At 67.9% G+C, this 18,804-nt stretch carries 28 protein-coding genes; 10 read left to right on the plus strand and 18 right to left on the minus strand.

Going from position 1 to position 18,804, the window contains the following annotated elements:
* Positions 1-13: 13 nt before the first annotated feature.
* Both asd and ACTJI2_RS13460 read right to left on the minus strand, forming a co-directional pair.
* Positions 14-871, minus strand: a complete 858-nt coding sequence (gene asd / locus ACTJI2_RS13455) for an archaetidylserine decarboxylase (protein ID WP_440842426.1) — start codon at positions 869-871, stop codon at positions 14-16.
* The gene (locus tag ACTJI2_RS13460) at positions 868-1,521 is read right to left on the minus strand and encodes an SCO family protein (protein ID WP_183642411.1); all 654 of its coding nucleotides are present in this window, start codon (positions 1,519-1,521) and stop codon (positions 868-870) included. The genes asd and ACTJI2_RS13460 overlap by 4 nt, the downstream gene beginning before the upstream one ends.
* A 126-nt stretch (positions 1,522-1,647) precedes the next feature.
* Between ACTJI2_RS13460 and prmB the strand changes: the two genes are divergently transcribed.
* Positions 1,648-2,577: a 50S ribosomal protein L3 N(5)-glutamine methyltransferase gene (prmB, locus tag ACTJI2_RS13465; protein WP_318288833.1), complete on the plus strand. Its 930-nt coding sequence runs from the start codon at positions 1,648-1,650 to the stop codon at positions 2,575-2,577.
* 77 nt (positions 2,578-2,654) lie between these two features.
* Here the strand turns inward: prmB and ACTJI2_RS13470 are convergent, their stop codons facing one another.
* Positions 2,655-2,900: a hypothetical protein gene (locus tag ACTJI2_RS13470; protein ID WP_318288834.1), complete on the minus strand. Its 246-nt coding sequence runs from the start codon at positions 2,898-2,900 to the stop codon at positions 2,655-2,657.
* A gap of 71 nt (positions 2,901-2,971) precedes the next feature.
* Here ACTJI2_RS13470 and aroC point away from each other — a divergent pair, with 71 nt between their 5' ends.
* From aroC to ACTJI2_RS13500, 6 genes are all read left to right on the plus strand, one after another.
* On the plus strand, positions 2,972-4,075 hold the full coding sequence (aroC, locus tag ACTJI2_RS13475) for a chorismate synthase (protein WP_318288835.1): 1,104 nt from the start codon (positions 2,972-2,974) through the stop codon (positions 4,073-4,075).
* Positions 4,068-5,102 carry a 2-hydroxyacid dehydrogenase gene (locus ACTJI2_RS13480; protein WP_318288836.1) on the plus strand — a complete coding sequence of 345 codons (1,035 nt, stop codon included), beginning with the start codon at positions 4,068-4,070 and terminating at the stop codon, positions 5,100-5,102. Before aroC ends, ACTJI2_RS13480 begins: the two co-directional genes overlap by 8 nt.
* Before the next feature lie 100 nt (positions 5,103-5,202).
* Positions 5,203-6,228, plus strand: a complete 1,026-nt coding sequence (locus ACTJI2_RS13485) for an aspartate-semialdehyde dehydrogenase (protein WP_183642397.1) — start codon at positions 5,203-5,205, stop codon at positions 6,226-6,228.
* Positions 6,229-6,269: 41 nt separating this feature from the next.
* Positions 6,270-7,985, plus strand: a complete 1,716-nt coding sequence (locus ACTJI2_RS13490; RefSeq protein WP_318288837.1) for a type IV pilus assembly protein FimV — start codon at positions 6,270-6,272, stop codon at positions 7,983-7,985.
* Between the two features lie 25 nt (positions 7,986-8,010).
* Positions 8,011-8,799 (plus strand): tRNA pseudouridine(38-40) synthase TruA, encoded by a 789-nt coding sequence (gene truA, locus ACTJI2_RS13495; RefSeq protein WP_183642391.1) that lies wholly within the window; start codon positions 8,011-8,013, stop codon positions 8,797-8,799.
* Between the two features lie 165 nt (positions 8,800-8,964).
* Positions 8,965-9,606 carry a phosphoribosylanthranilate isomerase gene (locus tag ACTJI2_RS13500; protein WP_183642388.1) on the plus strand — a complete coding sequence of 214 codons (642 nt, stop codon included), beginning with the start codon at positions 8,965-8,967 and terminating at the stop codon, positions 9,604-9,606.
* Here the strand turns inward: ACTJI2_RS13500 and ACTJI2_RS13505 are convergent.
* Positions 9,603-10,496 carry a LysR family transcriptional regulator gene (locus ACTJI2_RS13505; protein WP_192197616.1) on the minus strand — a complete coding sequence of 298 codons (894 nt, stop codon included), beginning with the start codon at positions 10,494-10,496 and terminating at the stop codon, positions 9,603-9,605. The genes ACTJI2_RS13500 and ACTJI2_RS13505 overlap by 4 nt on opposite strands.
* A gap of 101 nt (positions 10,497-10,597) precedes the next feature.
* Between ACTJI2_RS13505 and trpB the strand changes: the two genes are divergently transcribed.
* The 3 genes from trpB to trpA are packed head-to-tail and all read left to right on the plus strand — an operon-like array spanning position 10,598 to position 13,032.
* The gene (trpB, locus tag ACTJI2_RS13510; protein WP_192197617.1) at positions 10,598-11,815 is read left to right on the plus strand and encodes a tryptophan synthase subunit beta; all 1,218 of its coding nucleotides are present in this window, start codon (positions 10,598-10,600) and stop codon (positions 11,813-11,815) included.
* 9 nt (positions 11,816-11,824) lie between these two features.
* Positions 11,825-12,214 (plus strand): DUF3144 domain-containing protein, encoded by a 390-nt coding sequence (locus tag ACTJI2_RS13515; RefSeq protein WP_192197618.1) that lies wholly within the window; start codon positions 11,825-11,827, stop codon positions 12,212-12,214.
* Complete coding sequence (gene trpA, locus ACTJI2_RS13520; protein ID WP_440842427.1) at positions 12,211-13,032, plus strand: tryptophan synthase subunit alpha; 822 nt, start codon at positions 12,211-12,213, stop codon at positions 13,030-13,032. The genes ACTJI2_RS13515 and trpA overlap by 4 nt, the downstream gene beginning before the upstream one ends.
* A 136-nt stretch (positions 13,033-13,168) precedes the next feature.
* Here trpA and ACTJI2_RS13525 read toward each other — a convergent pair whose 3' ends face one another.
* Genes ACTJI2_RS13525 through ACTJI2_RS13590 form a run of 14 tightly spaced genes read right to left on the minus strand, consistent with a single transcriptional unit; the run spans position 13,169 to position 18,803 of the window.
* The gene (locus ACTJI2_RS13525) at positions 13,169-13,582 is read right to left on the minus strand and encodes a Mor transcription activator family protein (protein WP_440842428.1); all 414 of its coding nucleotides are present in this window, start codon (positions 13,580-13,582) and stop codon (positions 13,169-13,171) included.
* Positions 13,579-13,770, minus strand: a complete 192-nt coding sequence (locus ACTJI2_RS13530; RefSeq protein ID WP_440842429.1) for a hypothetical protein — start codon at positions 13,768-13,770, stop codon at positions 13,579-13,581. The genes ACTJI2_RS13525 and ACTJI2_RS13530 overlap by 4 nt, the downstream gene beginning before the upstream one ends.
* Complete coding sequence (locus ACTJI2_RS13535; protein ID WP_440842430.1) at positions 13,767-14,243, minus strand: phage protein GemA/Gp16 family protein; 477 nt, start codon at positions 14,241-14,243, stop codon at positions 13,767-13,769. The genes ACTJI2_RS13530 and ACTJI2_RS13535 overlap by 4 nt, the downstream gene beginning before the upstream one ends.
* Positions 14,240-14,599, minus strand: coding sequence for a hypothetical protein (locus tag ACTJI2_RS13540; RefSeq protein WP_440842432.1), 360 nt, complete (start codon positions 14,597-14,599; stop codon positions 14,240-14,242). The genes ACTJI2_RS13535 and ACTJI2_RS13540 overlap by 4 nt, the downstream gene beginning before the upstream one ends.
* Positions 14,596-15,504 carry a recombination-associated protein RdgC gene (locus ACTJI2_RS13545; RefSeq protein WP_440842433.1) on the minus strand — a complete coding sequence of 303 codons (909 nt, stop codon included), beginning with the start codon at positions 15,502-15,504 and terminating at the stop codon, positions 14,596-14,598. Before ACTJI2_RS13545 ends, ACTJI2_RS13540 begins: the two co-directional genes overlap by 4 nt.
* 2 nt (positions 15,505-15,506) lie before the next feature.
* A complete protein-coding gene (locus tag ACTJI2_RS13550; protein ID WP_440842434.1) occupies positions 15,507-15,797 on the minus strand; it encodes a hypothetical protein in 291 nt (96 codons plus the stop codon).
* Positions 15,794-16,210 (minus strand): hypothetical protein, encoded by a 417-nt coding sequence (locus ACTJI2_RS13555; protein ID WP_440842435.1) that lies wholly within the window; start codon positions 16,208-16,210, stop codon positions 15,794-15,796. The genes ACTJI2_RS13550 and ACTJI2_RS13555 overlap by 4 nt, the downstream gene beginning before the upstream one ends.
* A complete protein-coding gene (locus ACTJI2_RS13560) occupies positions 16,200-16,454 on the minus strand; it encodes a hypothetical protein (protein WP_440842436.1) in 255 nt (84 codons plus the stop codon). Before ACTJI2_RS13560 ends, ACTJI2_RS13555 begins: the two co-directional genes overlap by 11 nt.
* Before the next feature lie 3 nt (positions 16,455-16,457).
* On the minus strand, positions 16,458-16,763 hold the full coding sequence (locus ACTJI2_RS13565; protein WP_440842437.1) for a hypothetical protein: 306 nt from the start codon (positions 16,761-16,763) through the stop codon (positions 16,458-16,460).
* Between the two features lies 1 nt (position 16,764).
* Positions 16,765-17,382: a DUF3164 family protein gene (locus ACTJI2_RS13570; RefSeq protein WP_440842438.1), complete on the minus strand. Its 618-nt coding sequence runs from the start codon at positions 17,380-17,382 to the stop codon at positions 16,765-16,767.
* A 53-nt stretch (positions 17,383-17,435) separates the two neighbouring features.
* On the minus strand, positions 17,436-17,885 hold the full coding sequence (locus tag ACTJI2_RS13575; RefSeq protein WP_440842439.1) for a hypothetical protein: 450 nt from the start codon (positions 17,883-17,885) through the stop codon (positions 17,436-17,438).
* Positions 17,882-18,187, minus strand: coding sequence for a hypothetical protein (locus ACTJI2_RS13580; RefSeq protein ID WP_440842440.1), 306 nt, complete (start codon positions 18,185-18,187; stop codon positions 17,882-17,884). Before ACTJI2_RS13580 ends, ACTJI2_RS13575 begins: the two co-directional genes overlap by 4 nt.
* Positions 18,184-18,570: a hypothetical protein gene (locus ACTJI2_RS13585; RefSeq protein WP_440842441.1), complete on the minus strand. Its 387-nt coding sequence runs from the start codon at positions 18,568-18,570 to the stop codon at positions 18,184-18,186. Before ACTJI2_RS13585 ends, ACTJI2_RS13580 begins: the two co-directional genes overlap by 4 nt.
* Positions 18,570-18,803: a hypothetical protein gene (locus tag ACTJI2_RS13590; RefSeq protein ID WP_440842442.1), complete on the minus strand. Its 234-nt coding sequence runs from the start codon at positions 18,801-18,803 to the stop codon at positions 18,570-18,572. Before ACTJI2_RS13590 ends, ACTJI2_RS13585 begins: the two co-directional genes overlap by 1 nt.
* Between the last annotated feature and the right edge of the window lies 1 nt (position 18,804).

Below are 18,804 nucleotides of genomic sequence, written 5' to 3' on the forward strand. Positions count from 1 at the left end.
CGGACCTGGCCCGTCACTGCGCCGTAGCGACTTCCAGCCTTGCCAGCGCCTGCCCCAACCGCACCGGCGATTCGGCATGCAGTTCCGGTGACAATTCCGCCACGCCGGGTGGCATCAGGACGATCACGGTCGAGCCGTAGTTGAACCGGGCCATCTCCTCGAAGCGGTCCAGGGTGATGCCCTGGCCGCGGTAGTCCTTGCGGGTGACGCGATCCCCGTAGGCGGGAATCTCCAGGCCGCTCCAGACCGTCTCCACGCCCGACACCAGCAGCGCGCCGACCATCACCGAGACCATCGGGCCGAAGTCGGTATCGAAGTGGCAGACCAGGCGCTCGTTGCGTGCGAACAGACCCGGTACGCTGGCGACCGCGTCGGTACCGACGCTGAAAAGGCGGCCGGGCACGTGCACGGTTTCACGCAACGTGCCGCGCCAGGGCATGTGCACCCGGTGGTAGTCGCGCGGCGACAGGTACACGGTGGCGTACAGGCCGTCGCGGAACGGTTCGGCGTCGGTGGCGTCGCCCAGCAGCTCCGAGGCGGTGAACGACTGGCCCTTGGCCTGGAAGATGCGGCCATCCTGGATCGGCCCGCACTGGCTGATGTGGCCATCGGCCGGCATCAGCAATGCGCGTGGATCCGGGGCTGCGACGCGCGCGCCCGGCTTGAGGGCGCGGGTGAAGAAGGCGTTGAAGCTTGGATAGGCACGCGCGTCGGGTTCGGCGGCTTCGGACAGATCCACGCCGAAGCGGCGCACCACTGCGTCGATCAGCCATTGCTTGATGGCCGGCGAAGTGGAGTAGGCCAGCTTGCGCGCCAGCGAAGACAGCAGGCGATGCGGCAGGACGTAGGTGAGCGCGGTGACCGGACTCATCGCGCGGCGGCCTCGGTCAGCGCCTTCATGTCGGTGGCGATTGCGTCCGGCCGGAAAGGCGGGCGGATCAGGCCGGCCAGGCGACCCTGCGGATCCAGCACGGCGATGGCCGAGGAATGATCCATCGAATAGTCGTTGGGATTCTGCTCGAAGCCCTTGCCCGGCACCTTCATGAAGACGAAGCCCAGCGACTTGGCGAAGTTCTCCAGGGTCGGCGCGTCGGCGGTCGCCGCCAGCGTGTCCGGATGGAAGGCGTGCGCGTACTCGCCGACCTTGTTGGGCGTGTCGCGCTCCGGATCCACCGACACGAACAGCACCCGCGGGCGCGTGGAATCGGGCAGGGCACGCCACTGGTTCTGCGACTGGGCCAATTCGGCCAGGGTGGTCGGGCAGACGTCTGGGCAGAAGGTGAAGCCGAGGAACACCAGGGTCCAATGGCCCTTCAGTTCGCCGGAGGCCAATTGCGTACCATCGGACTGGCGCAGCGAGAATTCGGGCAGCGGGCGCGCCTGCGGGAACATCGTCACCGCCTGCGTGGCCGGCCACGCCTGGGCGGGGCGGGCGGGACCGAAGAACTTCTGCGCGGCCAGCAGGCCCAGGCCGGCGGCCAGCGCCAGCAGCAGGATGATCCCGAACTTCTTGTTGAACATGGCGGGTCTCGCGGAAGGGCCGGCGTGGCCGCGGTTTCGGGGCTTGCCGGCGGACCCGACATGATACCGGCGCAGCGCCTATAATCGGGAACCGGACCCCACCGGCCATTTCCCCGCCTTTACGCCATGACTGCCGACGCAGCCGCAGAACTGCACACCCTCATCGACCTGATCCGTTACGGCGCCAGCCGTTTCAACGAGGCCGGCCTGACCTTCGGCCACAGCTACGACAACGCCCTCGATGAGGCGACCCATCTGGTGCTGCACACGCTGCATCTGCCGCCGGATCTGGGCCCGGCCTATGGCCAGGCGCGGGTCACCAGTGCCGAGAAGGCGGAAATCCTGGCGCTGTTCAAGCGCCGCGTGGAGGAACGCGTGCCGGTCGCCTACCTGACCGGCGAGGCCTGGTTCGCCGGCCTGAGCTTCAAGAGCGACGCGCGCGCGCTGGTGCCGCGCTCGCCGATCGCCGAATTGATCGAATCCGGTTTCGAGCCCTGGTTGGGCGGACGCGAGGTCAACCATGCGCTGGACCTGTGCACCGGTTCCGGCTGCATCGCCATCGCCATGGGCCACTACAACCCCGACTGGCAGGTCGATGGCGTCGACATCAGCGACGACGCGCTGGCGCTGGCCGCCGAGAACAAGGCGCGCCTGCATGCGGACAATGTGCAACTGGTGAAGTCGGATCTGTTCGCCGGCCTCGGCGGTCGCCACTACGACCTGATCGTCACCAATCCGCCCTATGTCACCAACGACGAGACCGATGCGCTGCCGAAGGAATATTCCTTCGAGCCGGAACTCGGCCTGCGCGCCGGAGACGACGGCCTGGATCTGGTGTTGAAGATCCTGCGCGACGCACCACTGCACCTGAGCCAGGAAGGCCTGCTGATCTGCGAGGTCGGCGAATCCGAGCACGCGCTGACGAAGCTGCTGCCGGAAGTTGAATTCGCCTGGATCGAATTCAAGGTCGGGCAGATGGGCATCTTCGCGGTGGAATGCGCCGAACTGATCCGGCACAACAAGCACATTCGTGCGCTGGCGGATGCAAGGATGTGAGGTACGCGCGAATGAAAGGACTGAAATAGGTGCGAGTGCCCGCCACCTCGATTACGAAGTGGCGGGCGGTCTATTGGTCAGTGTTCGATGGGTGGCTCGTAGCCGTAGCAGGGTTGGCTCCATATCTCGATTGGCGTTCCTTCCAGAACACCTTCGATCGTCTGCCCACCACCGCAAGGGTAGGTGATGGAACCCACCATGTATCCGTTTTCATCGAAGTATCCAACCTGCCAGGCATATCTGCGTGCGGCAAGGGCAGTGGTCGCAGCTACCATGGCGACGAGAAGCATGCAGAAAGCAACAAGACGCTTGTTAATCTTCATGATTTCTCCTTTTGTCACGTCAGTGTGACGCCATCCAGTTATCAGAGCCTTTTACCGGAGTCAAGCAGGCCTTGAGCAGCAACAGTTTCGGAAAACTCCTCACCGTCACCACGTTCGGCGAATCGCACGGGCCGGCGATCGGCTGCGTGCTCGACGGCTGTCCGCCCGGGCTGGCGATCGCGCCGGAGGAATTCCGCCATGACCTGGAGCGCCGTGCGACCGGCAAGAGCCGACACACCTCGGCGCGGCGCGAGGCCGACGACGTGGAAATCCTCAGCGGCGTCTACGAGGGCCTGACCACCGGCACGCCGATCGCGCTGCTCATCCGCAATACCGATCAGCGCAGCAAGGACTACGCCAACATCGCCAGCCAGTTCCGTCCCGGCCATGCCGACTATGCCTATTGGCAGAAGTACGGCATCCGGGATCCGCGCGGCGGCGGGCGTTCCTCGGCGCGCGAAACGACCATGCGCGTCGCTGCCGGCGTCATCGCCAAGAAGTGGCTGGCGCAGCGCCATGGCGTGACGGTGCGCGGCTATTTGTCGCAACTGGGACCGATCACGCCGGAAGGCTTCGACTGGAGCGTGGTCGAGGACAACCCGTTCTTCTGGCCGCATGCGGCGCAGGTGCCCGAACTGGAAAGCTACATGGACGCGCTGCGCAAGTCCGGCGATTCGATCGGCGCGCGCGTGAACGTGGTCGCCGACGGCGTGCCGCCGGGCTGGGGCGAACCCATCTACGGCAAGCTCGACGGGGATCTGGCCGCCGCGCTGATGAGCATCAACGCGGTCAAGGGCGTGGAAATCGGCGACGGCTTCGCGGCGGTCACCCAGAAGGGCACCGAGCACCGCGATGAGATGACTCCGCAAGGCTTCCTCTCCAACCACGCCGGCGGCATCCTCGGCGGCATCTCGACCGGCCAGCAGGTCACCGCCTCGATCGTGCTCAAGCCCACCTCCAGCCTGCGCCTGCCCGGCCGCACGGTGAATGTGGACGGCCAGCCGGTGGACGTGATCACCACCGGTCGCCACGATCCCTGCGTGGGCATCCGCGCCACGCCGATCGCCGAGGCGATGATGGCGCTGGTGCTGATGGACCACGCCTTGCGCCACCGCGCCCAGTGCGGCGACGTGGGCGAAGTGCCGCCCCGGGTGCCGGGACGCGCCGATGGCTGAATCCCGCCGCCGCGTCTGGGTCTCGCAGCCGCTGTTCGATGACGTCATCGGACGGCTGGGCGAGTACTTCGACGTGCACGGGACCGCCGAGGTTCAGGCGTACACGGCTGCACAGATCGCCGCGCACCTGCGCGAGGCGGACGGCGCCGTGGTCACCCTCAACGAACGCATCGGCGCGGCCGAGATCGCGGAGGCGCCGCGGCTGAAGGCCGTCGCCAACGTTGGCGTCGGCTACAACAATCTCGACATTCCCGCGCTGGAAGCGGCCGGCATCCTGGCGACCAACACACCGGACGTATTGACCGAGACCACCGCCGATTTCGGTTTCGCCCTGCTGATGGCCACCGCCCGCCGCATCACCGAGGCCGAGCGCTGGCTGCGCGAGGGTCAATGGCGGCAATGGTCGTTCAGCAGCATGCTCGGCGTGGATCTGCACGGCAGTACGCTGGGCATCCTCGGCATGGGCCGGATCGGGCAGGGCATCGCCCGCCGCGCGGCGGGTTTCGGCATGCGCGTGCACTACCACAACCGCCATCGCGTCGATGCCGCGATCGAGCGCGAGTGCCGCGCCGAGTACGTCGATTTCGACACACTGCTGACCGGCTCAGATCATCTCGTGCTGGTGCTGCCGTATTCGCCGGCCGTCCACCATCTGATCGACGCGGCCGCGCTGGCGAAGATGAAGCCGACCGCGACGCTGGTGAACATCGCCCGTGGTGGCCTGGTCGACGAGTTGGCGCTGGCGCAGGCGTTGTCGCAGGGCTGCCTGGCCGCGGCCGGGCTGGACGTCTACGAGGGCGAGCCGGAGGTTCGCCCGGAACTGCTCGCGCTGTGCAACGTGGTGCTGACTCCCCATATCGCCAGCGCGAGCCTGGCGACGCGGCGTGCGATGGTCGGCCTGGCGGTGGACAATCTCATCGCCGCGCTGGGCGAAGGCCCGGACGCCGGTCGTCCCGCCACCCCGGTCAATCCGGGCGTGCTGGCAATCGCCGGCGGCAACCGCAAAACCACCGCGATTAAACGATAGGGAGCCTCTGGCCTTCCCGGAGGTTCCCCGAACACAGCCCCCCATTGCTGTCCGCTGTCTTCCGCATCCCTATCTTCATCACTTTCGCGAATCCCATTCCATGAGCAATCAGAACCGCAGTTTCAACGTCGCCGTCGTGGGCGCCACCGGTGCCGTCGGCGAAACCATGCTGTCCATCCTCGCCGAGCGCGATTTCCCCGTCGGCAAGCTGGTGGCGCTGGCCTCCGAGCGTTCGGCCGGCGGCGAGGTCGAGTTCAACGGCCAGAAGATCACCATCCAGGATCTGGCCACGTTCGATCCGGCCGGCATCGACATCGCCCTGTTCTCCGCCGGTGGCGGCGTGTCCAAGGAATACGCGCCGAAGTTCGCCGCCGCGGGCGCGGTGGTGATCGACAACTCCTCGGCCTTCCGCTACGACGACGACGTGCCGCTGGTGGTCAGCGAGGTCAACCCGGAACAGGTGCAGAACCGTCCGCGCGGCATCATCGCCAATCCCAACTGCTCGACCATGCAGATGCTGGTCGCGCTGGCGCCGATCCACCGCAAGGCCGGCATCGAGCGCATCAACGTGGCGACCTACCAATCGGTGTCCGGCGGTGGCCGTTCGGCGCTGGAGGAACTGGGCCGCCAGACCGGCGCGCTGCTGAACTTCCAGGATCCGGATCCGCAGCGCTTCCCGGTCCAGATCGCCTTCAACCTGATTCCGCACATCGATGAATTCCTCGACAACGGCTTCACCAAGGAGGAAATGAAGCTCGTCTGGGAGACCCGCAAGATCCTCGGCGACGACAGCATCCAGGTGAATCCGACCGCGGTGCGGGTGCCGGTGTTCTACGGCCACTCCGAGGCGGTCAACGTCGAGACCAGGGTCAAGCTGAGCGCCGCGGAAGCCCGTGCGCTGCTGGAGAACGCCCCGGGCGTAGAAGTGGTGGACGACCGCGCGCCCGGCGGCTATCCGACCCCGGTCACGCACGCCTCCGGCACCGATCCGGTCTATGTCGGCCGCATCCGCGAGGACCTGTCGCATCCGCGCGGCCTGAACCTGTGGATCGTCGCGGACAACATCCGCAAGGGCGCGGCCCTGAACGCCGTGCAGCTGGCGGAACTGGTGGCGAAAAACGGTTGAACCGTTATAGTCGGCGCCATCGTGGCAAAGGGGACGGCTTGATGCCGAGGGCGGGATACCGATGGCGTGGCCTGGCCGCGCTGGCGCTGCTGTTGATCAGCAGCTCGGCGCTGGCGCTGGGGCTGGGCGAGATCCGGGTGAAATCCGCGCCCGGACAGCCGTTGCTGGCCGAGATCCCGATCATCTCCACCGAACCCGGCGAGCTGGAGCAATTGCGCGCCCAGCTCGCTTCCCCGACCACCTTCGAGCGGGTCGGCCTGCCCAGGCCGACCGGCCTGGTCGGCAATCTCGATTTCGCGGTGGCGCTGGACGAGGCCGGTCGCCCGGTGATCCGGGTCACCACGCAGGAGCCGGTCACCGTGCCGGTGCTCAACTTCCTGGTCGAAGTGGACTGGGGCCAGGGCCGGCTGGTGCGCGAGTACTCGGCGATGGTCGACTCGCCGGGCGCGGTCGCGGCCGCCGCCCAGCCGGTCATCGACGCCCCGCAGGCCGCGCCGGAGGATGCCATCGTGCGTCCGGCCGAACCGCCGGTCGCGGCGGTCGAGCCCGCACCGCCCGCCGACGCGCCGCCGGCGCCGGCACCGACCACCGCGGCTCCCGCCGGGGCAACCGCGGCGGTGCCGCCGGCACCGGCACCGGCCGCACAGGCGGGCGATCAACTGACCGTCGCACGCGGCCAGACCCTGTCGGCGATCGCGCGCGACATCGGCGGCGGAAGCAGCCTGGACCAGACCATGATCGCCCTGCTGCGGGCGAATCCCGAGGCGTTCATCGGCGGCAACATCAACCGTCTGAAACAGGGCGCGGTGTTGCGCATTCCGGCCTCGGAGGAAGTCGCCAGGCTGGGGCAGATCGAGGCCGCGGCGCTGGTGCGCAACCAGATCGACGAATGGCGGCAGGCGCGCCGGCCGATTCCGCAACCAGCGGCGATCGCGGCGAACACGGCATCACCGGCGGCCGAAGCGCCGTCGCGCACGGCGGAAGCCCGCCTGGAAATCGCGCCGCCGCTGGCGGGCGCGGCGGCACGGGCGGGAACACAATCCGGCGTTGAAGCCGGTGGCGAGGGCGACATGCTGGCGAACGAACAACTGCAACAGAGCAAGGAAGACCTGGCCGCCCGCGAATCCGAAGTGCAGGAACTGCGCGCGCAGGTCGCCGAGCTGGAAAAGCTCAAGCAGCAGCAGGACAAGCTGATCGCGATGAAGGACAGCGATCTGGCCGCCGCCCAGCAACGGCTGGCGCAGTCCAACGACCCGTCGCAGGGCGCATCGCAGGGAACACCGCTGTGGGCGTGGATTGGCTGGGCGCTGCTGATCGTCGGCGCGTTGGCCTGGTTGATCAGCAGCCGTCGCCAGCGCACCTCGCCGCCGAAGCCCGCCTCGCGCAAACCGTTGTTCGAAGCACCAGTGGCGACGGCAGCGCCGGCGGTCCCGGAGCAGGCGGAAGAAGCACCGGCACCCGAGGCGCCGCGCGAACCCGCACCGGCGGTGGCACCGGCGATCCCGGTCACGCCGGCCGCGCCGGTCAAACCGAATTCGCCGACCTGGCACTCCGGCGGCGAACCGGCGGCGGATCCGGTCGCCCGCGTGGCGCCGTTGAATCCGGCTCCGGCCGGCCGCGAACGACTGGAACTGGCAGTCGCGTACCTGGATCTGGGCGACACCGTCACCGCGCGCGATCTGCTGAACGAAGTGGCCGCCGGCAACGACGAAACGGCGCGTCAGGAAGCCCTGCAACTGCTGCGCGATCTGGGTTGATGCGGGCACGGGCAAGGAGTCGCTGATGCGGTACGCGCTGGGCGTCGAATACGACGGCAGCGGTTTCCAGGGCTGGCAGCGCCTGAGCAAGTCCGGTACGCCGGACGAGACCAGCGTGCAGTCGGTGCTGGAAAACGCACTCTCGCGGGTGGCCAACGCGCAGGTCGACACGATCTGCGCGGGGCGTACCGACGCGGGCGTGCATGCGCAGTGCCAGGTCGTCCACTTCGACAGCGATGCGCCGCGCGATCCCCGCAGCTGGGTGCTGGGTGCCACCGCCAATCTTCCGCCCGCGGTGTGCGTGCGCTGGTGCCAGCCGATGCCGGACGACTTCAATGCGCGCTTTTCCGCGCGGGCGCGCCGCTACCGTTATCGCCTGGTCAACCGCATCGTCCGCCCCGCGCTGGAACGGCACATGCTGAGCTGGGAGCGGATGCCGCTGGATGCGGACGCGATGCACCGCGCCGCGCAGGCGCTGCTCGGCGAGAACGATTTCAACGCGTTCCGGACCGTGCATTGCCAGTCGCCGCACGCATTCCGCGACCTGCAGGCGATTTCGGTGCGGCGCGAAGGCGAACAGGTCCGGGTCGACGTGCAGGCCAACGCGTTCCTGCACCACATGGTGCGCAACATCGTCGGTTCGCTGCTGGTGGTCGGGCGCGGCGAGAAACCGGAAAGCTGGATCGCGGAGCTGCTCGCCGGTCGCGACCGCACCGTGGCCGGGCCGACCGCGCCGCCCGACGGCCTGGTGTTCGTCAGTCCGCTGTATCCGTCGCATTGGCGATTGCCGCCCGAAGTGACCCTGCCGGATTGACCCGCGGCCCACGCACCTGGCCGTCACGCGCCGGCGCTTGCGTGGAGGGTAGGGTGGCGCGGATGCTCTTCCCGATTCCCGATTCCCGATTCCCGATTCCCGATTCCCGATTCCCGATTCCTGATTCCCGATTCCCGATTCCCGATTCCCGATTCCCGATTCCTCATGCCCACCCGCATCAAATTCTGTGGACTGACCCGAGCCGAGGACGTGCGCGCCGCGGTGGAACTGGGCGTGGACTACGTCGGCCTGGTGTTCGCGCCGCGCAGCCCGCGCCGATTGCTGATCGGGCAGGCCCGCATGCTGCGCGAACTGGTGCCCGAGGAAATCGCGGTGGTGGCGCTGATGATGGACAACAGCGCCGATGACGTGGAAGGCGTGATTGAGCACGTGCGTCCGGATCTGCTGCAGTTCCATGGTGGCGAAGAGGATGCGTTCTGCGCCGGCTTCGCCGTGCCGTTCCTGAAAGCCATCGCGATGGGCGGCGCCAGCGAGAGCGCCTTCACCGCGATCGCGCGTTATCCCTCCGCGCATGGCTTCCTGTTCGACGGCCACGCCGCGGGCGAGCAGGGCGGCAGCGGCAAGCGTTTCGACTGGAAGCAAATGCCGCAGGCGACCGAACGGCCGTATCTGCTGGCCGGCGGCCTGTCCGTGGACAACGTGGCCGTCGCGGTCCGCACCGCGCACCCCTGGGGGGTGGATGTATCCAGCGGCATCGAATCCGCGCCCGGGGTGAAGGATGCGGAGAAGATGCGCCAGTTCGTCGATGCGGTCCGCTACGCCGATCAGCGCGCGCAGCCGATCTAGTTCGGGACCGGAGCCATTGCGTCGGCGCCGAGTTCCCGTTCGAGCCAGTCGCCCAGCCGCTCCACCCGCGGATCCAACGGGCCACGCCGGGTGGCGAGAATCCAGGCACCGCCGGTCGCGCTGAATCCCCAGGGAGCGAGCAGGCGGCCGGCCGCCAGATCCGCGGCCACCAGCGGCTCGGGGGCGATCGCCACGCCCATTCCGGCAAGCGCGGCTTCCAGCAGGTAGTAGAGGTGCTCGAATCCGCTGCCGTAACGCAGGCGGTCGGGATCGATGCCGTGCTGGGCGGCCCAGACCGGCCAGGCCTGCGGGCGCGATGCAGTATGCAGCAGCGGCTCTTCCAGCAGGCGGCGGGGATCGTGACTGGCGGGATGACGCGGGCTCACCACCGGGCCGATCCGCTCCGGCGCCAGCTCGCGGACCTGCCAGCCGGACGGCCATGGCGGCTCGGCCAGCAGCAGGGCGGCGTCCAGTCCGGTCAGTTCCGTGTCGAAGCCGTCTTCCTGCGCGGCCAGGTGCAGGGTCAGGCCGGGCAGGTCCCGGCCGAGCCGTTCCATGCGGGGAATCATCCAGCGCGCGAGCAGGCTGCCCGGACAGCCCAGCACCAGCGCCGACGGCGTATCGCGGCGCAGCCGAGCGGTGGCGTCCTGCAACCGGGCGAAGGCGGCCGCGGCGGCTTCCTGCAACTGCCGGCCCGCCGGGGTGAGCCGCAGCCCACGTCCTTCGCGGGAGAACAGCACCAGTCCCAGCTCCGCTTCCAGCAACCGGATCTGGCGGCTGACAGCGCCATGGGTGACATGCAGTTCCCGCGCGGCCTGGCTGACGCCGCCCAGCCGGGCCGCGGCCTCGAAGGCGCGCAGGGCGTTGAGCGAAGGCAGGCGGGCGGTCATGACATGTGAGTTTATCTCACGAATCATGCAGAAATCATCGATTCTTGCTGGGGGATGTGTGCGTTATGCTCGGCATCCGCCCATTCGCGCCGCCGCTGTCCATGTCCGAATCCCGCCCCGCCGACTTCCACGCCTTCCCCGACGCCCGCGGCCATTTCGGCCGGTTCGGCGGCCGCTTCGTCGCCGAGACCCTGATCGGCCCGTTGCAGGAACTGGCGGCGGCGTACGACCAGGCCCGCCAGGATCCGGCGTTCCTGGCCGCCTTCGATCACGACCTGAAGCACTACGTCGGCCGTCCCAGCCCGATCTATGAAGCCACCCGGCTGTCGCGCGAAGTCGGCGGCGCGCGCATCCTGCTCAAGCGCGAGGACCTGAACCACACCGGCGCGCACAAGATCAACAACACCATCGGCCAGGCCCTGCTGGCCAGCCGGATGGGCAAGCCGCGCATCATCGCCGAGACCGGCGCCGGCCAGCACGGCGTGGCCAGTGCCACCGTGGCCGCCCGGCTGGGCCTGGAATGCGTGGTCTACATGGGCGCCACCGATATCGAACGCCAGAAGATCAACGTCTACCGGATGAAGCTGCTGGGCGCGACCGTGGTGCCGGTGACGTCCGGCTCGGCGACCCTGAAGGATGCCTTGAACGAAGCGATGCGCGACTGGGTGACCAACGTGCACGACACCTTCTACATCATCGGTACCGTGGCCGGCCCGGATCCGTATCCGCGCATGGTCCGCGACTTCAACGCCGTGGTCGGGCGCGAGGCACGCGCGCAGATGCTGGAGGACTACGGCCGGCTGCCCGACGTGATCACCGCTTGCGTCGGTGGCGGCAGCAACGCCATCGGCCTGTTCCACGCCTTCCTCAACGATGCGGACGTGAAGATCGTCGGTGCCGAGGCGGCCGGCGACGGCATCGACAGCGGCCGTCACGCCGCTTCGATTGCCGCTGGCCGGCCCGGCGTGCTGCACGGCAACCGCACCTACGTGCTGTGCGACGACGACGGCCAAATCATCGAGACCCATTCGGTTTCCGCCGGGCTCGACTACCCGGGCGTCGGCCCGGAACACGCTTTCCTGGCCGACACCGGCCGTGCGCAGTATGTCGGCGTGACCGACGAAGAGGCGCTGGCCGCCTTCCACCAACTGGCCCGCACCGAGGGTATCCTTGCGGCGCTCGAGTCCAGCCACGCCGTGGCCCAGGCCATCAAGCTCGCCCGGGATCTGCCGCGCGACGCCCTGGTCCTGTGCAACCTGTCCGGACGGGGCGACAAGGACGTGCATACCATCGCCGCGCGCGAGAACCTCCATTTCTAAGGCAGTGCAATGACCGAACAGCAGAACGATCCGCAGGCCAGCCAGAATCCGAACCAGCTCGATCCGGCCTTCTTCACCTGCGTCAACGAATACCTGGAACTGACCAACCGCCAGGCCAAGCAGCAGGGCCTCAAGCGCATCAGCGTTGCCTCGCTGTATGCCGCCGCGCGTTTCAACTCGCACGTCTACCTGTCCTTCGAAGGTGACGCCGCGGCTTCGCGCAAGGATTTCCTCGACTACATGACCAACATGTACCGGCGGATGCTCAACGAGCACCTGGACGCGCTGGGTGCCGAGCGCGGCCTGAACGTCGGCGAATCGGAACTGGCCGCCGAATACGCCGCCTTCAACGATGCACAGGCCGGCTCGACGGACAACCAGGAAACCAAGCCGGAATGAGCCGATTCGACCAGCGCTTTTCGGAATTGCGCGCCGCCGGCCGCAAGGCGCTCATTCCGTTCATCACCGCCGGGGATCCTTCGCTGGAGGACACCGTGCCGGTGATGCATGCGCTGGTGGAGGCGGGCGCCGACGTGATCGAACTCGGCGTCCCGTTCTCCGACCCCATGGCCGATGGCCCGACCATCCAGCGCAGCTCCGAGCGCGCGCTCGCGCGTGGCGCCGGCCTGCGCTACGTGCTCGATGCCGTGGCGGCGTTCCGCAACCAGGACACGGCCACTCCCATCGTGCTGATGGGGTACCTGAACCCGGTCGAGATCCACGGCACGGCGCGGTTCGCGGAAGCGGCCGTGCAGGCCGGGGTGGACGGCGTGCTGCTGGTGGACCTGCCGCCGGAAGAGGCCGACGAAACCCGCGCCGCCTTCAACCGGCACGGTCTGGCCCTGATCATGCTCGCTTCGCCGACCACCTCCGACGAGCGCATGGCCATGCTCTGCGACGAAGCCCAGGGCTACCTGTACTACGTCAGCTTCGCCGGCGTCACCGGGGCGTCCGAGCGGCTGGATACGCGCGCCGCGGGCGACCGGCTGCGCCGCATCCGTTCCCTGGCCAAGGCGCCGGTCGCCGCCGGCTTTGGCATCCGGGACGCCGCCAGCGCCCGTGCGATGGCGGTGGACGCCGACGGAGTGGTGGTGGGCAGCGCGCTGGTCACCGAGCTGGCCCGTACCGATGCCGCCGAAACCGCTCCGGCCCGCGCCGCCGCCTTCCTGGCGCCGCTCCGGCTGTTCCGGGGTGAGATATATCGGGGGGAAACCTGAGATAACTGGCCGGAAGAACCCGGATGAAGCCGGAAGATTTCGGAGGCCGTTGCAATAGCGTTGCAGGGGATGCAATTGAGGCGGCCGGCCGGAATCGTCGCGCGGGCCGCCAGTTTACCCGGCCCGGCGGCGGCGGTCAGCCGCCGAACAGGGGAATCTGATTCAGGTGCGGGTCGCGGGCGTTGGCCCGGCGCAGGAGCTTGCGGAGCCCCTTCTCGGTCATGCCGTGGCGGCGCCGGAGTTCGCCCAGGGGGACGCCGGCCCGGTGCTCTTCCAGAATCTTGCGGTCGCGTTCCACCAGCCGGAACGCGTGATTGCGGGGCACGTACACGTCCTGCCCGCCGTGGGCTTCGGCTACCTCGTCCGCCACCGACGCCCCGCACTGCTCAGCCAGCCCGGCGTCGATGCCGTGCTCGGCGAGGGTTTGCCGAACGTACCCGGCCAAGTCCTCAAGGAATTCCTCCCGGCGGGCCGCCATCGTCGTCGCGGCGCCATCCCGCGCCGTCGCCGACGCCGCCCTCGGGTGGCTGGAGCCGTGGGCGGCGGTCATTCCCGCACCGCCTGCTGAGCGTCCGGGAGACGGGTCAGCGGCCGGACCGGAAGCGTCCCGGACCGGAGTTCCACCGACGCCGGCTCGGCACGGCCGGCCGCCCGGCTGCGGGCTGCGCCGAGGACGAAGCCGAAGCCGAAGGACAAGCCGGCCACGGCCAGAGCGGAAAGGAAGGGCTCGATATTCACGGGGTGCTCCTCTTGCTGCGGCGGTCCGCGTCGATCTGGAGGGCGGCGATCAGCTTGCTCAGCTGGTCGTGGTTGCACCACTCGACACGGGGAACTTTGCAGATGCGCTCGGCGAGGCTGTGGGCGTAGGCCCATTCCCTGCCGGCGTCGGCCAGCAGGGCCTCGATCTTCGCCATCTGCGGGGACAGGGCGCCCTTCGGACGCCCGGCCCACTGCTTGGCTCTCTCGGCCGCCTGGATGGGTTGTCCGAGCAGGCGGCGCATTTCGTTGGCGATCGCGTTCAACTGGGCGCGGTTGCAGTCCCCGGCGCTACGCTGCGCCGGGCCATGCTCGGCGCTCACGCGCTGGACCAGGTCGCGGTAGGAATCTTCGACCATGCCCTGCTTCACTTCGAGCTCGCGGCGCATGGCGTGGATCGCGCCCAGGACGCGCTTACGCAGCTGGGCGGCGTCTTGGGCGCGGCGGCTGCTCATACGGCAATCTCGGTCGCCACGGGCGGCCGGGCTTGGCCCGGCGCCGCATCGGCGTACAACGGCGTGATGAGATAGCCCTTAGCTTCGGCGTCGGCCGGATAGTCCAGCACCACCTTGCGGAAGGGCTTGAGGGAGCGGGTGAAGAATGAGCGCTTCAAGCCCTCCACAATCCATGCACGAGCCGGGGTCGCCTCTGGCGCCGCCACGACGTTGAGCGAGCGCTTGAGGGCGCTGGCGCAGGCTTGGAACGCGGTTGCCTTGCCGTGGTCGAACTCCACGGCGGAATTGGCGTATCTCTTCGCCAGTGCCACCCACTCGGTGGGAAGTTGATCGAGCTTGGTCGGGGCCGTGCTCATGCGATATCTCCTTTCGTCAGATGAAGGGCGCCTTCCAGCACCCGGAACAGCCGGCTCACTTCACCGGCCAGCAGCGCGAAGCGCGCATCCAGTTCAGCGCGGAGGTCTTCGCGCTCGATGTTCGACAGCGCGTCGATGGCGCCGTCTAGAAATTTCAGCTTGTGGACGATCAGGGTTTCGTCCAGGTCGAAGGACAAATGGTCGTCCAGCACCAGCGCGACGCGGGTGACCTGTCGGCCCGCGCGCAGGTGCTCGGCGATCTCCTCGCTCTGCAAGTCGATGCGGTAACAGGCCACCTTGGACCCGCCGTCCATCGCATCCTCAAGCCGGCAGTCCTCGCCGAGGGAGAGTCCTTTCGGGAGCGGTTCGCCGGCAACCCACCCCGTCATCACGGCGCGGGGTGAGACTTCGGCGTTCAGGTGGACCGCCGGGAAGCTGCCCAGGGCGCGGCGAATCTCCGACGCCACGCCCTCGGCGGTTTTCCGGCTGCTGGTATCCACGGCAATAAAGCCGTCCTGCAAGTCGATAAGCAGGTCGGTGCGGTGCGGCTTGGTCAGCGCACGCGGCAATAGCTCCATCACGATGTCATCCCGTAGCCGCTGGCGTGCGCGGCCACCGGGGCGCCTGCCTTCCTTTGCATAGATGGATTCTAGACGCTCCTCGAGGGCTTGGTTGACCGTGGCGGGCGGCAGCAGCTTTTGCTCGCCGCCCACCGTCAGCCAGATGGCATTGCCGATGCGGTGAGAGAGGGCTTGCTCGCCTTTGCCGAACGGCGACACGAAACCGTGCGCACTTAATTCCAGGGCGCCAATCGGCTTAAGCCGGAATTCTTCCAGCAGCGCGTCGAGCTGGCTCAAGTCCAGCGTCGGCGGGAAGCGCAGCATGGTCAGGGCACGGAAGAACATCGTCAGTCCTCGCTATCGCGCTGCGCGCCCAGGGCATTGAAATGGATCCGGCGCGCGGCCTTCGTCTGCGCGGCCCAGCGCATCCATGCCAGCAGCGCGTCGAGGCGCTCTTTTTCGGACTGCGCTTCCGGGATGCCGGGGACGAATAGGGTCTTGCCGTCGTAGCCCTGCCGCGCCAGCACGCGCACGGCGGGCTCGAGCACGTCCTGCCCGCCGCGTGCGACCTCAATGGCGCCCGTGGGCAGGCGGCGGCCGAACTCGATCTGCCCGTTGACCCAGCAGAAAGCGATCATCGCTGGGCCTCCTTGCGGATGGCGCGGCGCGATTCGTGCATGGTGATCAGGCGCGACTTCTGGAGCTCCTTGATAGCCATGCTCAGCGAATCGATAGCGTCCAGACGGTCGCCGCGCAGAACGTCGTCCCGCGCCGTGTCGATCCATTCGATGGCCCTTTTCGCGGCCTTCGTGGCGGCCGGCAACACCAGCGTCCGCACCTCGAAACAGAACGCCTGATGATCGGACTTCTCCCCCAGCTGTACGTCGAGATCAGGGCCATAGCCCAGCTTGCGCGCCAGCGCGCCCACGGCCGCCGCTCCGCTCGCCGTGCTCGTGGCCTGCTTGCCCAGGGCGCGGGCGATGTAGGTGCCGCCGGAGAAGCGCACGCAGCCCTCCAGCACAGCCGGACGCGATGCGCGCTTACCCTTCATCGCTGGCCTCCTCACTACCCACGGCGGCCGACGGCTCGTCGGCGTAGCGCTTGCCGCAGAACGGGCAGAACGTCGGAATCAGCGCAAGCGGCTTTTCCCCGCGCTTCTTCTCGATCAGCTTCGTCGTGATGGTCGGATAGACGCCCGTCTTCGGGCCGTCGAAGACGTAGCTGCGGGCGATGGCGCAGTTGTGCCCGGCATCAAGCATCCTCTGGTCGACGGTCTTCAAGCAGTCGCAGGCCATGCCTCAGCCCTCCCGCTCGGAGAAGACGACAAAGCGGCCACGGGTGCCGGGAACCTGCCGCATACGCGCCGGGTAGTCCTCGCCGCGCAGGATGATGTAGAGCGCGGCGCGCTGCGCCGTGCGCACGGTCCTCGCGCGGTCTTCCTCGGACTGTTCCGCGTGGGGTTCGGCGGCGTCGATGTCGTAGGCCACGTCGCCCTCGTCCGTGGTCACACGGCGGGAGTTCATTTCGATGTCGAAGCGCGCGGCGTCGTCGGCGATAGCGACGGCCAGTTGCAGGACTTCCTTGCTCTCGGGGAGGGCCTTCACGTCAGACCCCCGCCACGTCGAGAACAAGCGGCTCGTACTTGCCGGTCCGCTGGTTGAGCTCGTAGATCCGAATGTAGGGCTTCGTCGAGACAACCTGTAACCCTTCGGCGATCGCGGTCATGGCGCGCTTCCACCGGGCGTCGTCGATCTTGTACCGGCGCAGTTCGAGGATCTTCCCGGTGCTGATATTGCCCTGCTTGTCCACGTCGAAAGCGTCCTGGACGATGAGGCGAAGTTCGCTAGCGGCACCTTCGGTCCATTCGGTCAGGCACTCGTCGATCAGCGCCTTGGCCGCCTGGATGCGTTCGTCGAACGTGATGCGGTCGGCGATGGCGCGCAGCACCTTGAACTGCCCGTCGTAGCTGAGCAGCTGTACATTGCCCTTCTTGCCGCCCAGGGCGACCTTGTACTGCTCGGCGCTCAGCGACACGAAGGCGGCGATGTCATCGAGCGTGCCGAGGCGGAAGGCGCTGAGCAGCGCGCTCAGTTCGCGCGCCTTGGCGACGATCTCCATGACCATCTTGTCGCGCATCAGGTCGATTTCGCGGATCTGCGCTTCGGGAACGAGGCGCCCCTTGGCGTCTTTGCGGTAGCCGGCGGGGATGGTTTCGGTGTTCATGGTGTTTCCTTGCAGTGATTGGAAATGGGCGCCGTTTGCCGCCGGCTGGATGGTCACTCGGCGGATCCGAAAACCCGGTCGAACTGGACGCGCAGGTCAGTCACCAGCCGCGCGCCTACGCACGGCGGCAGTTCGCCCTCGGCTTCTTCCTGCGACGTGAAAGGCAGGCCCAGCGCCGGCACCAGTGGGCCGCTGGTGAACGCAGGCCACGTCGCTGCCGGAACCGGCTTGCTGCGCTGGACTTTGGCGTGTGGCTCGACGTAGGTCTGCGCTCCGCGCACGTAATCGGGATTGAGGCTGTAGCTGTAGTTCCCCGCGACGCCGTGCCGCACGAGAAAGCCCAGGCGAAAGCCGGCGCTGATGACGTGGTAGGCATACGACGGATAGATGCCGCAGCCGTGCAGGCGCTTCACCAAGTCGCGGGCGGCCATCGGCTGCGCGCTGGATTGCAGGATCCGGCGCACGATGAACTCGTTTTCTGTGCTCAGGTGGTAGGTGCTCACGACAGCAGCACCCCGGATTCTTCCGCGCTCTCGGCGGTGCGCCACTCCAGTTGCATGCCGTGAAACGGCGCCGCCATGACGCGGTCGTAACCGTTGCCGTTCGGAACGCGCCACTTCATTCCGCCGCGCACGAACGCAGGCGGCTGGTCGATGATGAAAACCATCGTGCGGCCGTTGTTGAAGGTCGAGAAGATGGTGGTGCCTTCCTTTTCCAGCATCGCAGCCACGTTGGACGCATCCGCCAGGAGCGTCGATTGGCACACGCGCGAAGCCGGGGAGCTTGCTGCGGGGACAGCGTTCATTGTTCGATTTCCTCGTCGTCGGTGGGCTGCGGGAGCCCGAGTTGTCCGTAGAAGTCCGGCATCGCAACGCGATTCATCGCGGCAACCTGCCGGCCGGTGGTGACCATGCGGCGCGTCAGAAACATGCACGTCGCTTCGAGCTCGCTGGCCGTGGCGGCGAAGTGATAGCCGAGCGCGGGGTGCGCGCAAATCGGGTGGCCATCGCAGCGCAGCTTTTCGATGATCTGCCGGAGCCGCCGCTCCTCCGCACCGCTGACCTTGCCGGTGATGATGAAAACAAGGTCGCGGGCGGTGGCGCCGTTGGCGGCGCCCCGGCGCCCCTGCAACGCGCACAGGACCGATTCGGGTGTCAGTTCTCGCGGTAGCAGGGGAAATTGCTGCATCAGTCCTCCTCCTCGTCGTCGTTGGGGAGCTCCGCCACGAGGCGGCGCAGCTGGTCATCGGAGACGGAGGAAATGAGTTCCTCCATCGACTGGCCGTCGCGCCACTCGATACCGGCGCGGTGGAAAATGTCTCGGTGCATCACGGTGACTTCGCGCATCGAGAGCTCGGCCTCGTGCAGGCGCGCCCACACGCGGCCCTCCAATCGACTGCGGTCGGCTTGCGTGGTCGCCATA

Source organism: Pseudoxanthomonas sp. 22568 (assembly GCF_052044485.1).
In the GTDB taxonomy this organism is placed as follows: Bacteria; Pseudomonadota; Gammaproteobacteria; order Xanthomonadales; family Xanthomonadaceae; genus Pseudoxanthomonas_A; species Pseudoxanthomonas_A beigongshangi.